Raw genomic sequence first — 14,091 nt, 5'->3', positions numbered from 1 at the left:
CTCGCTTTCGTCGATGCCGATCCGCGCACGAGGTGGGGAGTGACACGCGCACGGGAAACGTAATGCAGATTTTGATCGGGCGTCAACGATTTGCAGTATGTCTACATCAGACGGAGTTGTTCAGCGCCCGGGAGACCACCCGGCCGGCGGCCTGGACCAGCGGGGCCAACGCCACCGGGTCCGCCCGGTCGTGGGCGACCACCAGCGAGATCGCCGCCACCACACCCTCCGGTACGCGGATCGGTGCGGCCACCGAGAGGGCGTCCATCGTGACCTGGCGGTCGCTGACCGCGTACCCGGTCCGGCGCACCTCCGCGAGGCAGCTACGCAACCGTCTCGGGTTGGTGATGGTCATGTCGGTGTACCGCTCCAGCGGCGCGGCCAGCACCTGCTCCTGAACCTCGGCGGGCGCGTGGGCGAGCAGGACCAGCCCGACACCGGTCGCGTGCAGCGCGAAACGACCCCCCACCCGGGTGAGCACCGGCACCGCGTGACGCCCGGCGATCCGTTCGATGAAGACGAGTTCGAGGTCCTGCCGGACGGCGAGTTGGACGTTCTCGTGGGTCACCTCGTACAGGTCCTCCATGACCGGCAGGGCCAGCTCCCGCAACCCCAGGCCCCTCGGGGCGAGCGAGCCCACCTCCCACAGCCGCAGACCGATCCGGTACCGCCCGTCGTCGCCACGTTCCAGCGCACCCCACGCGAGAAGTTCCGCGGCCCGCCGGTGCACGGTGGGCAGGGGCATCCCGGTGCGGCGGGCCATCTCGCTCAATGTCAACGCCGGGGTGGCCGGGCTGAACGCATCGAGCAGCGCCAGCACCTTGCTCGTCACCGACCGTCCCGCCTCTGCGCGCACCCCGTCATCATCCCCGCCCGCGCCGGACGGTCACAGCTCCAGCACGAGTCGGGGCGTACGGGCCCGGGAGACACAGATCATCATGGTGTCCCCGGCGGCCCGCTCCTGCTCGGTGAGCAGGCTGTCGCGATGCTCCGGCACGCCGTCGAGCACCGGGGTCTCGCAGGTGCCGCAGGTGCCCTCCCGGCAGGACGAGAGGACCGGCACGCCGGCTTCCTCCACCGCCTGCAGGATCGGCGTGCCCGGCGGGACGATCACCGTCCGCCCGGAGAGCGCGAGTTCGACCTCGATCGTCGTCTCCGGCGCCCCGGTGCCGTCCAGGGCGGTGAAACGCTCGACGTGCAGGCAGCCGGGTGGCCAGCCCCGGCAGTGCTCCTCCACCGCGCTGATCAGCGCTTCCGGCCCGCAGCAGTAGACGAGGCCGGTGCCGGGGCGGCCCAGCAACCCGACCAGGTCGAGCAACCCGGTCTCGTCCTGCGGGTGCAGGCTGACCCGGTCGCCGTACCTCTCCCGCAGGGTGGTGGCGAAGGCCATGCTGGCACGGCTGCGGCCCCCGTACACCAACCGCCAGTCGGCGCCCGCGGCGTCGGCGGCGGCGACCATCGGTGCGATGGGGGTGATACCGATGCCACCGGCGACGAAGAGGTAGCGCCGCGCCGCGACCAACGGGAAGGTGTTGCGCGGTCCGCTCACCCGGACGGTCGCGCCGACGGTGAGCCGCTCGTGCACCAGTCGGGAGCCGCCACGTCCGTTGGGTTCGCGCCGCACCGCGATCCGCAGCACGGAGCGGTTCGCCGGGTCGCCGCAGAGGGAGTACTGGCGGGCCAGCCCGGCGCTCAACTCCAGGTCGATGTGCGCACCCGGCGTCCACCCGGGCAGGTCACCGCCGTCCGCGCGGCGCAGACAGATGGCCACGACCTCGGCGGCCACCTCTTCCCGGCCGGCAACCACCAGCTCCGCGCCGGTCAGAACGTCCCCTGTCACTCGCGCATCGCCAGCCGTCTCGGCCGCCCGGGCACCGGCACGGCGACGCCCTGGTGGCCCTGCGGGTGGGCGAGCAGCCACTCCCACAACTCGACCGGCTCCTCGGCGAGGCGCTCGGCTCCACAGTGACAGATCCCGCGCAGCGTGTCGGTGCCCGGCACCCAGTGGATCCGGTAGACCCGGTCCCCGCTGTGGGTGCCTGCTCGGGAACTCACCGCGCCGCTCCCACCGTCCCCGACCCGACCATGCGGGCCAGCAGCCGCCGGGCGGCCAGGCCGCCGGTGTCGATGTTGATGCTCAGCTCCTGATACCTGTCCGGCTCGGTCGCGATCACCTGCTCCAGGATGTTGAGCGCTGTCACGTCCTGCATGACCACTGTGTGGTTGCTGTGGTGTAGGTACTCGCTGACCGACTCGTCGTCGATCGCGAAGTCGCGCGCCACGGCCCAGAAGTCGTAGGTGGTGTGCTCGGTCGACGGGGTGATGGCGTACACGATCTCGGCGTGGAACGCCTCGCGGTCCTCACCCTCGGCGGGCGGATAGACACCCTGCGGCGCGATCCGGCTGTGCAGGAGGTAGAGGCAGGGCGGGTGGTACTCGATGTCCTGCCAACGGGTGATCCGGCCCTGGATCCCGGTCGAGCGCGCGTAGAACGGCGGGCACTCGGCGTCGTCCATGTGCCGGCTGACGTAGACGATCCCCCGGTCCTCGTCCACCTCGGTGGTGATCGGGGTGTTCGCCACCTCCGGAGTGCCGATGTAACCGCCATGCAGGTAGGTCTCGTGGGACAGGTCCAGGAGGTTGTCCACCAGCAGGCCGTACCGCGCGTTCAGTGGCGCCATGCCCCGCACCACCGCGTAGCGCGGGTCGGCGAGCCACGGCGCGCGGGGAATCGCGGCCGGGTCGGCCCGGTCCAGGTCGCCGATCCAGACCCAGATGAAGGAGTCCTGTTCCACCGCTGGGAACGAGACCACCCGCGCGGTTCGCGGGATGCGCTGTTGACCGGGTACGAAGACACACGCGCCGGTCGGGTCGTAGGTGAAGCCGTGATAACCGCAGACGATGGTGTCGCCGTCGAGCCGGCTCTCCGACAGTGGGAAGCGCCGGTGCACGCACCGGTCGGCGAGCGCCACCGCCTTCCCGGCACCGGTGCGGTACAGCACCATCGGCTCACCGAGCACCGTGCGGGCGAGCAGGTTCCGCCCCACCTCACTGCCGTAGGCCGCCACATACCACTGGTTACGCGCGAACACCATGCGACCGGACCTCCACGCAGACGGACGTCGATGGATCCGGATCGTCCCGCGCGGCGTCTCCTCCCAGGAACCAGAGCTTTCACTGAGTGAAAGGTCGGCACTCGCGCCTGACGGTGTGGCTGCCGTGCCAGCGGCACGGCAGCCACCCGACATCACCTGCTCTGCTTCTCCTGACACGGCACGCAGAAGCGGGCGTGCGGGAGGATTTCGAGCCGCTCGGCCGGGATGCTCCGGCCGCACCTCTGGCAGGCGCCGTAGGTGCCGTCGCTGATCCGGTTCAGCGCACCGGTGATCTGCTCGATGTTCTGGCGGGTGGCCACCAGCAGCGCGGCCTGGTTGTGGGCCTCGCCGGGGTCGCCGGTGTCCGCGTTGAGCTCGGTCAACTCCCGCAGCCGAGCCGTCTGGGTGGCGAAGTCGTCCGCCAGGGACGCTCGTAGGTCAGCCAGCCAACTCTGGTCGAGAGTAGGACGATGATCGACGCTCATGATCTGCCTTCCAGGAAAAACGGGTGGGAAAACAAAAAGGGCCGAAGCTTGGATAGCTTCGCCCTGGCGGTCGTTCTGGGTATGCAACGACTCCGCAGGTGGGCCTCGGCCGGTTCGCATCGGGCACGACGGTGTGTGCGCGGACACGGTGTGCGGCGCGCGGACAACCGGCACCCGCATGTCGGCCTCGGGGCGTGTGGCCGTCGGCACGCGCACAGCACCGCCCACCGCCACGTCAGTGGCGGCGGGCGAGCGGAAGGTCACCGGCGGCATGCCCCAACCATAGAGTGGCGTTGCCCTAATGCCAACGTTCAATGATGCTCACTGTTGACCGGTTGTCAGCTCGGGGTGAGGAGGCAGAACTCGTTGCCCTCCGGGTCGGCGAGCACCCGCCACGGGACGTCCTGCCCCAGCTCGATGGGGGTCGCGCCGAGACTCCGCAGCCGGGCCGCCTCGACCTCCGGGTCGTCACCGGGGTACGGACGGACGTCGAGGTGGACGCGGTTCCACCCCCTCTTCACGTCTGGGGTTCGGACGAACTCCAGGTAGGGGCCGACGCCCTTGGCGGAGCGCAGTCTCGCACCCTGATCGTTCACCTCGTGCAGGGTCCAGTCCGTGGCCTCGCTCCAGAACCGGGCCATTGCTCGCGGGTCGGCGCAGTCGACCACCACGGCGGCGATCGGTCCCGTGTCCCGGTAGACCGCCCTGGGCTCCAGCACGCAGAACTCGTTGCCCTCCGGGTCGGCCATGACCGTCCACGGCACGTCACCCTGGCCCACGTCGGCTGCGGTCGCGCCGAGCTCCGTCAGACGGGCGACCACCTGCGCCTGGTGGGCCGCCGAGGTGGTGGCGAGGTCCACGTGCACGCGGTTCTTCACCGTCTTGGGCTCAGACGAGACGATGAGGTCGATACAGACAGCGACCGGGTCCGGGTAGACGAAGCCCTCGGGTTCGAGGTTGGTCACGCCGGGTCCCTCACTGGAGATTTCCCAACCGAGCGCCTGCGCCCAGAAACCGCCCAGCGCGGAGTCGTTCCGAGCCTTCATGTTGATCTGCACAAGCCGCGTCGCCATGCCGCGATGCTAGGGCCTGTGCCCACGTCTCGCTGACCGTCGTAGCCGCCTGCCGCACTACCGTCCGCGATCGTCCGGGAACTGCTCCTTCGTCAGGTGGAGCAGCCACCCCTCGCCGGTGCGGATAAGCGCGTATCGCCGGCGACCGGTGCGGCCGTGCAACGTGAACAGCATCCGGCGGTCGGTGCGATCATGCTCCTCCCACGTGCCGATGTCGGCGATCGACTTGTCGACGTCCTCGTAGGTGAGGTGAGCGAGGTCGTGGTCGGGCACGGCGATCGCGAGCCGGTTGTCGCCGGGGCTGTCCGGTAGACCGCGAGGCACCGCCCACGAGCGCAGCACACCATCTTCCTCAAGCCGCAGATCGAAGTGCGGTCGTGGTTTGCGGTGGTGGTGCAGGACGAAGGCGGGTGCCACTCCCCCATTGTCGGCACAGATGGGCCCTCCCGCCTGTCGACGCGATCACCTCACGCGGCCGAACCAACAGTCAGCCAATTTTTGCGTGGCACGCATATTTGCGTGTCACGCAATTGGTGCTAGCGTGGCGGCATGACGGGGCTGCGGGAGCGCAAGAAGGCCGAGACGCGGGCGGCGCTTGGTTGGGCTGCGATCCACCTCACCGCGGAGCGTGGCTACGACAACGTCCGCGTCGAGGACATCGCCGAGGCTGCCGGCGTCTCCCCGCGTACCTTCAACAACTACTTCTCCAGCAAGGCCGAGGCGATCGCCTCCCGCCACCTCGACCGCAGCCTGCGCACCGCCGCCGCGCTGCGCGAACGTCCCGCCGATGAGCCGCTCTGGGTGGCGCTCACCCAGGCCGCGCTGGATCAGTTCACGCGCGGCCCCGAGGTCGAGGCGATGCCCTCCCCCGACCACGCCCGGTGGGTGGCCGGCGTACGCACCATGCTCGCCGAGCCCGCGCTACAGGGCGAGCGGCTGCGCGCCACCGCCCTCGCCGAGGCCGAGCTTGCCGCGGCGGTCGCCGAGCGCACCGGCACCGACCTCGCCACCGACATGTATCCGAGGCTCGTCGCGGCCGCCGCCAGCGCCGCCGTCGTCGTCGCCATGCAGCACTATCTCGACAGCGCCGACCCACCCGCCCCGATCGAACGCCTCATCACCGACGCCTTCACCCAGGTCGCCGCCGGCCTCCCGGCCCCACCCCGCTGAAGCTCCGCCCTCACGCAGCACCACCTCACCCACGCTCCAGCCGCATCACTGTCCCGCGGCGGGCCGGCCACGTGCCGCGCCTGCCGTGGCGATCACGCACACCCCGAAGGGATCACGACCATGATCGATGTCGCCATCGTCGGAGCCGGCCCCAACGGCCTCATGCTCGCCTGCGAACTGGCCCTCGCCGGCGTGCACCCCGTCGTCCTCGAACGCCACGCCGCGCCCACCGGCGAGCCCCGCGCCAACGGCCTCGTGGGACAGGTCGTCCGCCTGCTCGACCGACGCGGCCTCTACGCGCGGCTCAGCGGTGAGAGCACCCCGCCGGCCCCTCAACCGGCCTTCACCTTCGGCGCGTTCCCGCTGGATCTCACAATGCTCGCGGAGAACCCGCACTACGTGCTCGGAGTGCCGCAAGCCCAGCTCGAGGCCGGTCTCGCCCTCCGAGCCGCCGAGCTCGGAGTCGACCTGCGCCGCGGCCACGAGGTCGTCGACCTCCGCCAACGCCTCGACGCGGTCGAGGTCCACCTCGCCGACGGTACGAAGCTCACCAGTCGCTTCGTCGTTGGTGCCGACGGCGGCCGCAGCGTGGTGCGCCGCCTCGCCGGTATCGACTTCCCCGGTGTCACCAACGACCGGTCGATCTCCCGCACCGCGACGGTGACCGTGCCTGCGTCGTCCCTCGACCCAGAGACGGGCGGCCTGCGCGTCCCCGGTTACGGTGTCGTCCCGCCGTTCCAGCACACCCGCACTGCGCGTGGCCTGATCGCCTGGGCCCCGTTCCCCGGCCGCCCGGCGATCCTGAGCACGACGGAGTGGCCCGACCCGCCAACGAACGACGAGACCCCGATGAGCCTGGCGGAACTCCGCGCCAGCGTCGCCCGGGTGCTCGGTGCCGACATCCCTTTCGGCGCGCCTGACGGCCCCGGCCTGCTGCGGCGCCTGACCGGCCGCAACACCCGCATCGCCGCCCGCTACCGCGCCGACCGGGTGCTGCTGGTCGGCGACGCCGCGCACGTGCACCCCGCGATGGGCGGCCCCGGCCTCAACCTGGGCCTACAGGACGCGGTCAACCTGGGTTGGAAGCTCGCCGCCACGGTGCGCGGCTGGGCACCGAAGGGCCTGCTCGACACCTACGAAAGCGAGCGTCGCCCCGTCGCCGAACGGGTCGTCATGTCCACCCAGGCGCAGTCGGCGCTCATCGGCCCTGGCGACGAGATCAGCGGCTTGCGGGAACTCTTCGCCGAACTGCTGCGCAAGCCGGAGGTGACCGGGCACATCGCGGCGTTGATGTCCGGTGCGGACATCCGCTACCCCGCCGATCCCGCCGACCCTCTGGCCGGCCGCTGCGCGCCCGACGTGGTCGTGCACACCGAGCACGGTGCGACACGCCTCGCCGAGCTGACCCGCACCGCCCGGCCGCTGCTGCTGGACTCCACGGGTGCCTACGCCGGGATCGCCGCACCATGGCGAGACCGGGTCGACATGGTCACCGGCTCACTGGAGGGCACGACAGCGTCCGCGTTGCTCGTACGCCCCGACTGCTTCATTGCCTGGTCCGCCGGGGACGCCGCCACGCTGCGCGCCTCGCTCGCCCACCACTTCGGCCTTCCACGATGACCACGAACCCATTTCGGGCTGGGCCCTCTTCAACGTGTCTTTGCGTCGTACGCCTGCCAGTCCTCGAGCGGAGTGAGCGGAACCGGCACGGGCCGCTGTGCGGTCGTCGTCAGCTCGATCCGCTGGCCTTCGGTCGCCGACCGGAGCAGGCTGGTCATGGTTTCGAGTACGTGCAGTGCGACCACGCCGTCAGCGCGCGGGGCACGCTGATCGTCGGCCCTGACCAGGTCGATCAGGCCGATGCCCCGGGAAGCCTTGGCGTAACCGGCCTGCGGTTCGAGAGCGCGCCAGTCGGTGTCGCCGAGCGCGAAGAGGCGGACCTCACCGTCGAAGTAGTTAGGGTCGGGCACGGCGAGCGTGCCGGCCTCGCCGTGCACCTCGATCGCTACGGCCGTCGTCCGGACGCCGTCGAAGCTCGTCGTGATGGTGGAGAGCGCACCGTTCGTGTGCTCGAGCACGCCGGTGAGGTGGGTGTCCACCCCCACCGGGATCCGCTGCCCGGTGCGGGGGCCCGAGCCGATGACGCGCTCGGCGCGCAGGCGGCTGGCGGCGCCGGTCACCGACCGGACCGGCCCGAGCAGATGGATGAGCGCCGAGATGTAGTACGGCCCCATGTCCAGCATCGGGCCGCCGCCCGGGGCGTAGTAGAAGTCGGGATTGGGATGCCAGCGCTCGTGCCCCGGAGTGACCATGACGGCCGACGCGGACATCGGGCGGCCGATGAGCCCGCCGTCGATCGCCGCCCGCGCCGTCTGCGTGCCCGTACCCAGGACGGTGTCCGGCGCGCACCCGACGCGGACGCCGGCCGAAGCGGCCCGTTCGATGATCGAGCGGCCGTCCGGGAACGTCACGGCGAGCGGCTTCTCCACATAGACGTTCTTGCCGGCGTCGATCGTGTCCAGCGAGATGTCGGCATGGGCTGCGGGGATGGTCAGGTTGAGCACGGTCTGCACGTCCGGGCGGGCGAGCAGCCGCTCGACGCTCATCGCCTCGGCTCCAGGAATCGTGGCCGCGACCTCGGCCGACCGGGAGGCGTCGAGGTCGGCCACCGCGACGATGTCGATCTCAGGGTGGTCCGCGAGGGTGTCCAGGTACGCGCGGGAGATGACCCCGAGACCTATGACGCCGACGCGGTGCGGGTCGCCCACACCATCCCCCTCTCGATCACGGTACGGACATCCGCGTGCTCCAGCACGTCGAGGCTGTGCCCGGGGGTCGTCACGACGACGCGCCCGGCACCCCACTGCCGGGTCCAGATGGCCGGTGAGGTGACCGGCCGATGCCACGGATGCCATGCCTGCGTCGGGTGGGTGGTCACGGCCAGTACGTCGATCAGGTCATCGTGCAGCACCCAGTACTGTTCGGTGACCAGGTCGAAGTCCTCAATGCCCGCAGTGATCGGGTGCTCCCGGCCGAGGTCGGTGACGCGCACCGTGTGCGGCAGGAAGTTGTCCTCCGGGCCACCGTGACGCTCACACGGCTCAAGGCCCGGATGGGTCGCGAACTGGCCGCCCACCAGGTGCAGGTATTCGGCTGACGCGCGGAACGAGTCGACGATGCCGCCGTGCCAGCCGGTGAAGCCCGTGCCGGCGATGACCGCCGCGCTGAGGCCCGCCACCTGGTCCGCGGTGATCTGCGACATCGTCATGCACTGCACGACGAGGTCGGTCTCGGCCATCTCGGCGGTGTCGGCGTAGACCTCCGTCGACTCCTCGACCCGTACGGCATAGCCGCTACGTTCGAGGAAGGGGAGGAACAACTCCGTCGCCTTGATCGGCTGGTGCCCCTCCCAACCGCCCCGAACCACCAGTGCTCTCCGCTGCGCCACCGTCGCTCCCTTCCACGGTCCGTCGCCATCGGGCTGGCCGCTCCCCGCCCCGACGACGGGTCGCCGATGCCCAAACGTGCCGAGCACCGAAACCGTACCCGTGGTCGCCGACAAAGCCGACGTACGCCGGCTGCCGGATTCCACTCTGCCCGGTCGGCTTGGCCCGCACCACGAGCGACACCGGCGCCGGATCGGCGCGGAGGCGCGGACGGGCCGAAGCGATCGCCGCCCGCGCCGACGCCGGGGCGAGCACCCCGATGCGCGCACGGTCGTGAGCGCCGCGGCGGGGATGCCACGGCGCTCACGACCGGCATCGGCATGATGCCGACCACCGCGCTGATCATGGGTGTGGTGACAGAGCGCCTGTCACGGATCAACCGCTACGGCGGTTACCCCACTGGCGGGGGCCCTGGACCGAGCCCCGGCCAGTGGGGTTCTGACCCTTTCCGAACGGTTGAGGTGAGGCGACCTTGCCCTTCGCGCGTCGGGCAGCCCGATTCGCGGGAGCGGCAGGCGGATCGGTCTCACCCTCGGTCTCGGCCGTGGTTGAGGTGTCGGCTGCCGCCGCGTCGGCGTCCTGGGCGGGCTCAGGCTCCGGCATCGGGTCTCCTTGGATTGGTGGGGTCATGCGGGCCATCGGCGGCCGACGGCCGGCGGACGCGGACTGATCGACGCCGGGGCGCGCGCCTTGACGGTAGCGCAACGCCAAGCCCAACCGCGTGTTCCCCCGCTCCCATGGGACAGTCGTTACCTGCTGCCTGGCGACGCGGACCGAGCCCCGGGCCGCAACCGCATCGCCACAACTGGATACTTCTTCTGGCCCGATCCGATGGGCGCCCGTGCCGAAGCTCGCCATGGTCGCGCGGCCAGAGTTGCGGCCCAGTATGCGGAGGTGGGTATTGGGCCGTCCGGAGAAGCCAGTGGACCCGGCGGCGGGCCCGGTGCAACGGTTGGCGTGGCAGCTACGACAGTTGCGGGAGCATGCGGGCAACCCGAGCTATCGGCTCCTGGCTCGGCGCGCGCACTACTCGGCAAGCACGTTGGCGGACGCGGCGAAGGGTGACCGGCTGCCGACGCTGGAGGTGACGCTCGCGTACGTTCAGGCCTGCGGCGGCGACCCGGCCGAATGGCGGGCACGGTGGTCGGCCATCGCCGAAGCGGCGGTCGCCTCCAGCACCGCCGAGACCATCGCGCAACGCTGCCCGTATCAGGGGCTGACGGCATTCCAGCCCGAGCAGGCGGAGCTGTTCTTCGGCCGTACGGAGCTGGTCGAGCGGCTGCTGGCACGGGCCGATCGGCGGTGCCTGACCGCAGTCGTCGGGGCTTCCGGAAGCGGCAAGTCCTCGTTGCTGCGGGCCGGTCTGCTGGGAGCCATCACCGCCGACCGTGGGCTCGCCCAGCGGTGGCAGACGATGTTGTTGACGCCGACCGAACACCCGCTGGAGGCGTTGGCCGCCGAGATCGCGAAGTTGACCGGCCAGGACGCCCCAGAGATCCGGAAGGAGCTGGCGGCGGATGCCGCCGCGCTCGACATCGCGGTGCGGAGCGCTCTGGCAGGCGGCCCCCCGCAGACCCGCGCGCTGCTGGTGGTGGATCAGTTCGAGGAGGTGTTCACACTCTGCCCGGACAAGGCGGAACGCCGCCGGTTCATCGAGGCGCTGCTGGACGCCGCGCAGGGGGCCGATCGCCGCACCACTGTGGTACTCGGGGTACGCGCCGACTTCCTCGCCCACCTCATGCAATATCCGGACCTGGCCGTCGCGCTGGAGGACGAGGCGCACCTCCTGGTGCGGCCGTTGAGCGCCACCGACCTGCGGGAGATCATCATTCGGCCCGCCGCCCAGGTCGGCATGGGCGTCGAAGCCGACCTGGTCAGTACGGTGCTCGCCGATGCCGCCGACGAGCCGGGCGCTCTGCCGCTCGTCTCGCACGCGCTCCTCGAGACGTGGCAACGACGAAGCGGGGAAACCCTCACTCTGTCGGCCTATCAGGCGAGCGGCGGCGTGCGTGGGGCGATCGCCCAGACCGCCGAGCGGGCCTATGGCGACTTCGGGGCAGCCGAGCGACAAGCCGCTCGCCGGGTCTTCCTGCGGCTCACCGCCTTGGGCGACGGTACCGAGGACACCCGGCGGCCCATCATGCGTACCGAACTCGACGGCATCGCCGATGAGGCGGTCACCGCCCGAGTTCTGGACCAGCTGGCCGAATCCCGTCTGGTGGTCATGGGTGACGGCACCGTGGAGGTGGCCCATGAGGCGCTCATCCGGGCCTGGCCGCGGCTGCACCGATGGCTGACCGATGATCGGGCGAACCTGCTGATCCACCGGCGTCTCACCGAAGCCGCGCACACCTGGGCGACGCTCGACCGTGATACCGGAGCCCTGTACCGGGGAACCCAACTCCTGGGCGCGCAGGCCCTGGCCGAGGACCGTCCGGAGGAGCTCAACGCACTCGAAAGCTCCTTCCTGCACGCCAGCTCCGCTCTCGCCGAGTCCGAGCAGAACGCCGGCCGACGTCAGGCCCGCCTGTTCAAGCATCTCGTCGCAGGCATATCCACCCTGCTCGTACTCGCCCTGCTGGGTGGCGCCGTCGCGGTACGACAACGCCAGGACGCCCGCCGACAGCAGGTTGCCGCGCTCTCCAGCGAACTGTCACTGCAAGCCCGATCCCTGCTCGCGACCGATCCCGATCTGGCCGGCCTGCTGGCCGTCGAGGCCGATCACCTCAACTCCAACACCGAGACCCAGGGCAGCGTGCTGAGCGCGGCGGCCGCGCCCCGCCGCACCGAACTCAACGTCGGCGGGCCCTCCATCTACACGGTCGCGTTCAACCCGGACCATTCCCTGTTGGCCTCCGCGGCGGGAGACGGCACCATCGGGTTGTGGGACCCCGCACGTGGCGAGCGGATCGCCACCCTCTCCGGCCACACCGGTCGGACCTCCGACCTGGCCTTCGCGGACCACGGAAGGCTGCTCGCCTCCGTCGGGATCGACAAGTCCATCATCATCTGGGATGTCGCGACGCGCCAACAGAAGACCCGGTTGACGGAGAACAGCCTCGGGTCGGGCATGGCCTTCAGCCCGGACGGGACCAAGCTCGCCGTCGGCCTCACGGCCGCCCCCGGCGCCGACGCGAATGCGGGCCGTGCCGGCGACATCGCCCTCTACGATCTGCGGACCACAACTCGCACAGTGCTCCGCGAGCACTGGAGTCAGGTCAGATCCCTCACGTTCAGCCACGACGGCGCGATCCTTGTCTCCAGCGACGGGGTGGAGCACCCGGCCGCTTGGCGTGTGGCGACCGGCACCGTGTTCGCCAGACTGTCCGCCCAGCATGTCTTCTCGGTCGCCTTCGGTCCCTCGGGGTACGTCCTCGCGGGTTCCGCCGACGACCGCGGGGTGTACCTGTGGGATCTTGCCACCGGCCAGCCGGTCCGCCTTCCGCCGTTACCGCTGGCCGGCCGCTACGCATGGACCATCTCCGCGCCCACCGACAGCAAGCTCGCCGTGGCCGACGAGAACGGCGCGATCACGATGTGGGATGTGCGACGCCGCGAGTCCCTGCAGACCTTTCAGGACCGCGGCCGCACCGAAACGGTGTCCGTCGCACTGAGCCGGGACGGGGCGATGCTCGCCTCGGCCGGCTTCAACGGAACCATCGTGCTCCACAATCTGGAGGACGCCCCGTTCAGCGGTTTCGCGGCACAGGTCAAAGACCTGAAGATCAGCCCGGACGGAACACGTGTCGCCTCAGCGGGCAGCGACGGCACCGTCCGCCTCTGGGACACCGACGGTGAACAGGTGGCAGTTCTCAGCGGGCACCCAGACGAGGTCCAGGCCGTCGCGTTCAGCCCCGACGGGCTCCGGCTCGCCGCCGTGACCCGGAACAACATCGTCACGATCTGGGATCTCCAACGTGGGCGACACGCCACCCGACCGATCGTGTCCAAGGGAGTCGGTGCGTCCACGGACGTTGCCTTCGATCCTGGTGGCCGTCTCGTCGCAGCCGCCACGCTCGGCCCCTTCATCTGGGACGTCGGGGACATCAACAACCCGACGGACATCACAGCCAGGTTCCCGGCGCAGATCGTCACGTCGCTGGCCTTCACCCCGGACGGCCGCCGTCTCCTGGGCGCGAGCGTGGGCGGCTTCGTCAACACGTGGGACGTCACCACCGGCACACTTCTCAGCCGAGTGAAGAGCCAGCAGGGCACAGTGCAGGACATCGCTGTCAGCCCTGACGGAGCTCTGCTCGCGACCGCCGGCGACAGCCGTAGCGTCAAGCTCTGGGATGCCGCGGCCGGCAGCGAACTCGCCGTACTGCACGGCCACACCGCACCCGTCCAGGTCCTTGCCTTCAGTCGCGACGGCCGCAGGATCGCGTCCGCCGGTGACGACCGGACCATCATCATCTGGGACACCGTCACCCAGCAACGGGTCACGACCCTCAGCGGCCATGGCGCGAGAGTCCGCGGGCTCGCCTTCACTGCGGCCGGAACTCTCATCTCCGGTGCCGAGGACGGCCGAATTGTCCGCTGGTCGTTCGATCTCCGCGCCGCCAGGGCTCAGATCTGCACCAAGGCCGGCCGTGAGCTGACCCGGCAGGAGTGGGCGAGGCACATCCCCTCAGAGCGGTACGACCCTTCCTGCGGCTCACCGCCGAGTCGCTGACTGAGCTGCGCAAACGTCCTGAGGGTTGTCCGACGTTGTTTGTCCGGCGCCACCGCCCTGTTGGACAACCTCGCGTCGCACCAGCCTGACTCCAGGACACGAGCCGTGCGGTGGATGTCCTGCCAGGAGTCCGACTGCCCGGGGAGAAGC

At 70.5% G+C, this 14,091-nt stretch carries 12 protein-coding genes; 3 read left to right on the top strand and 9 right to left on the bottom strand.

Going from position 1 to position 14,091, the window contains the following annotated elements; translation table 11 throughout:
* Positions 1-106 precede the first annotated feature (106 nt).
* The 7 genes from ACLQ3F_RS09050 to ACLQ3F_RS09020 form a co-directional block, all read right to left on the bottom strand.
* On the bottom strand, positions 107-856 hold the full coding sequence (locus tag ACLQ3F_RS09050; protein WP_425847765.1) for an IclR family transcriptional regulator: 750 nt from the start codon (positions 854-856) through the stop codon (positions 107-109).
* A 30-nt stretch (positions 857-886) separates the two neighbouring features.
* Positions 887-1,840: a PDR/VanB family oxidoreductase gene (locus ACLQ3F_RS09045; protein ID WP_425847763.1), complete on the bottom strand. Its 954-nt coding sequence runs from the start codon at positions 1,838-1,840 to the stop codon at positions 887-889.
* A complete protein-coding gene (locus ACLQ3F_RS09040; protein WP_425847761.1) occupies positions 1,837-2,055 on the bottom strand; it encodes a hypothetical protein in 219 nt (72 codons plus the stop codon). The genes ACLQ3F_RS09045 and ACLQ3F_RS09040 overlap by 4 nt, the downstream gene beginning before the upstream one ends.
* Positions 2,052-3,095, bottom strand: coding sequence for a Rieske 2Fe-2S domain-containing protein (locus ACLQ3F_RS09035; protein ID WP_425847759.1), 1,044 nt, complete (start codon positions 3,093-3,095; stop codon positions 2,052-2,054). Before ACLQ3F_RS09035 ends, ACLQ3F_RS09040 begins: the two co-directional genes overlap by 4 nt.
* 152 nt (positions 3,096-3,247) lie before the next feature.
* Positions 3,248-3,580 carry a TraR/DksA family transcriptional regulator gene (locus ACLQ3F_RS09030; RefSeq protein ID WP_355006332.1) on the bottom strand — a complete coding sequence of 111 codons (333 nt, stop codon included), beginning with the start codon at positions 3,578-3,580 and terminating at the stop codon, positions 3,248-3,250.
* A 338-nt stretch (positions 3,581-3,918) separates the two neighbouring features.
* A complete protein-coding gene (locus ACLQ3F_RS09025; RefSeq protein ID WP_357208398.1) occupies positions 3,919-4,653 on the bottom strand; it encodes a VOC family protein in 735 nt (244 codons plus the stop codon).
* Positions 4,654-4,710: 57 nt separating this feature from the next.
* Entirely contained in the window at positions 4,711-5,070 is a 360-nt protein-coding gene (locus ACLQ3F_RS09020; RefSeq protein WP_425847756.1) for a DNA polymerase ligase N-terminal domain-containing protein, read from the bottom strand.
* A gap of 132 nt (positions 5,071-5,202) precedes the next feature.
* Between ACLQ3F_RS09020 and ACLQ3F_RS09015 the strand changes: the two genes are divergently transcribed.
* Together ACLQ3F_RS09015 and ACLQ3F_RS09010 are read left to right on the top strand one after the other, a co-directional pair.
* On the top strand, positions 5,203-5,823 hold the full coding sequence (locus ACLQ3F_RS09015) for a TetR/AcrR family transcriptional regulator (protein WP_091399920.1): 621 nt from the start codon (positions 5,203-5,205) through the stop codon (positions 5,821-5,823).
* 120 nt (positions 5,824-5,943) lie between these two features.
* Positions 5,944-7,443: an FAD-dependent monooxygenase gene (locus ACLQ3F_RS09010; RefSeq protein WP_425847753.1), complete on the top strand. Its 1,500-nt coding sequence runs from the start codon at positions 5,944-5,946 to the stop codon at positions 7,441-7,443.
* 29 nt (positions 7,444-7,472) lie between these two features.
* Here the strand turns inward: ACLQ3F_RS09010 and ACLQ3F_RS09005 are convergent, their stop codons facing one another.
* Positions 7,473-8,591, bottom strand: a complete 1,119-nt coding sequence (locus ACLQ3F_RS09005) for a Gfo/Idh/MocA family protein (protein WP_425847752.1) — start codon at positions 8,589-8,591, stop codon at positions 7,473-7,475.
* Positions 8,561-9,271 (bottom strand): ThuA domain-containing protein, encoded by a 711-nt coding sequence (locus ACLQ3F_RS09000; protein WP_425847750.1) that lies wholly within the window; start codon positions 9,269-9,271, stop codon positions 8,561-8,563. The genes ACLQ3F_RS09005 and ACLQ3F_RS09000 overlap by 31 nt, the downstream gene beginning before the upstream one ends.
* A gap of 719 nt (positions 9,272-9,990) precedes the next feature.
* Here ACLQ3F_RS09000 and ACLQ3F_RS08995 point away from each other — a divergent pair.
* The gene (locus ACLQ3F_RS08995) at positions 9,991-13,941 is read left to right on the top strand and encodes a helix-turn-helix domain-containing protein (protein ID WP_425847748.1); all 3,951 of its coding nucleotides are present in this window, start codon (positions 9,991-9,993) and stop codon (positions 13,939-13,941) included.
* The last annotated feature ends 150 nt before the right edge of the window (positions 13,942-14,091 follow it).

Source organism: Micromonospora sp. DT15 (assembly GCF_049841475.1).
In the GTDB taxonomy this organism is placed as follows: Bacteria; Actinomycetota; Actinomycetes; order Mycobacteriales; family Micromonosporaceae; genus Micromonospora.
Note: the sequence above shows the minus strand (reverse complement) of the source record. Positions and strands in the feature narration are given on the sequence as shown.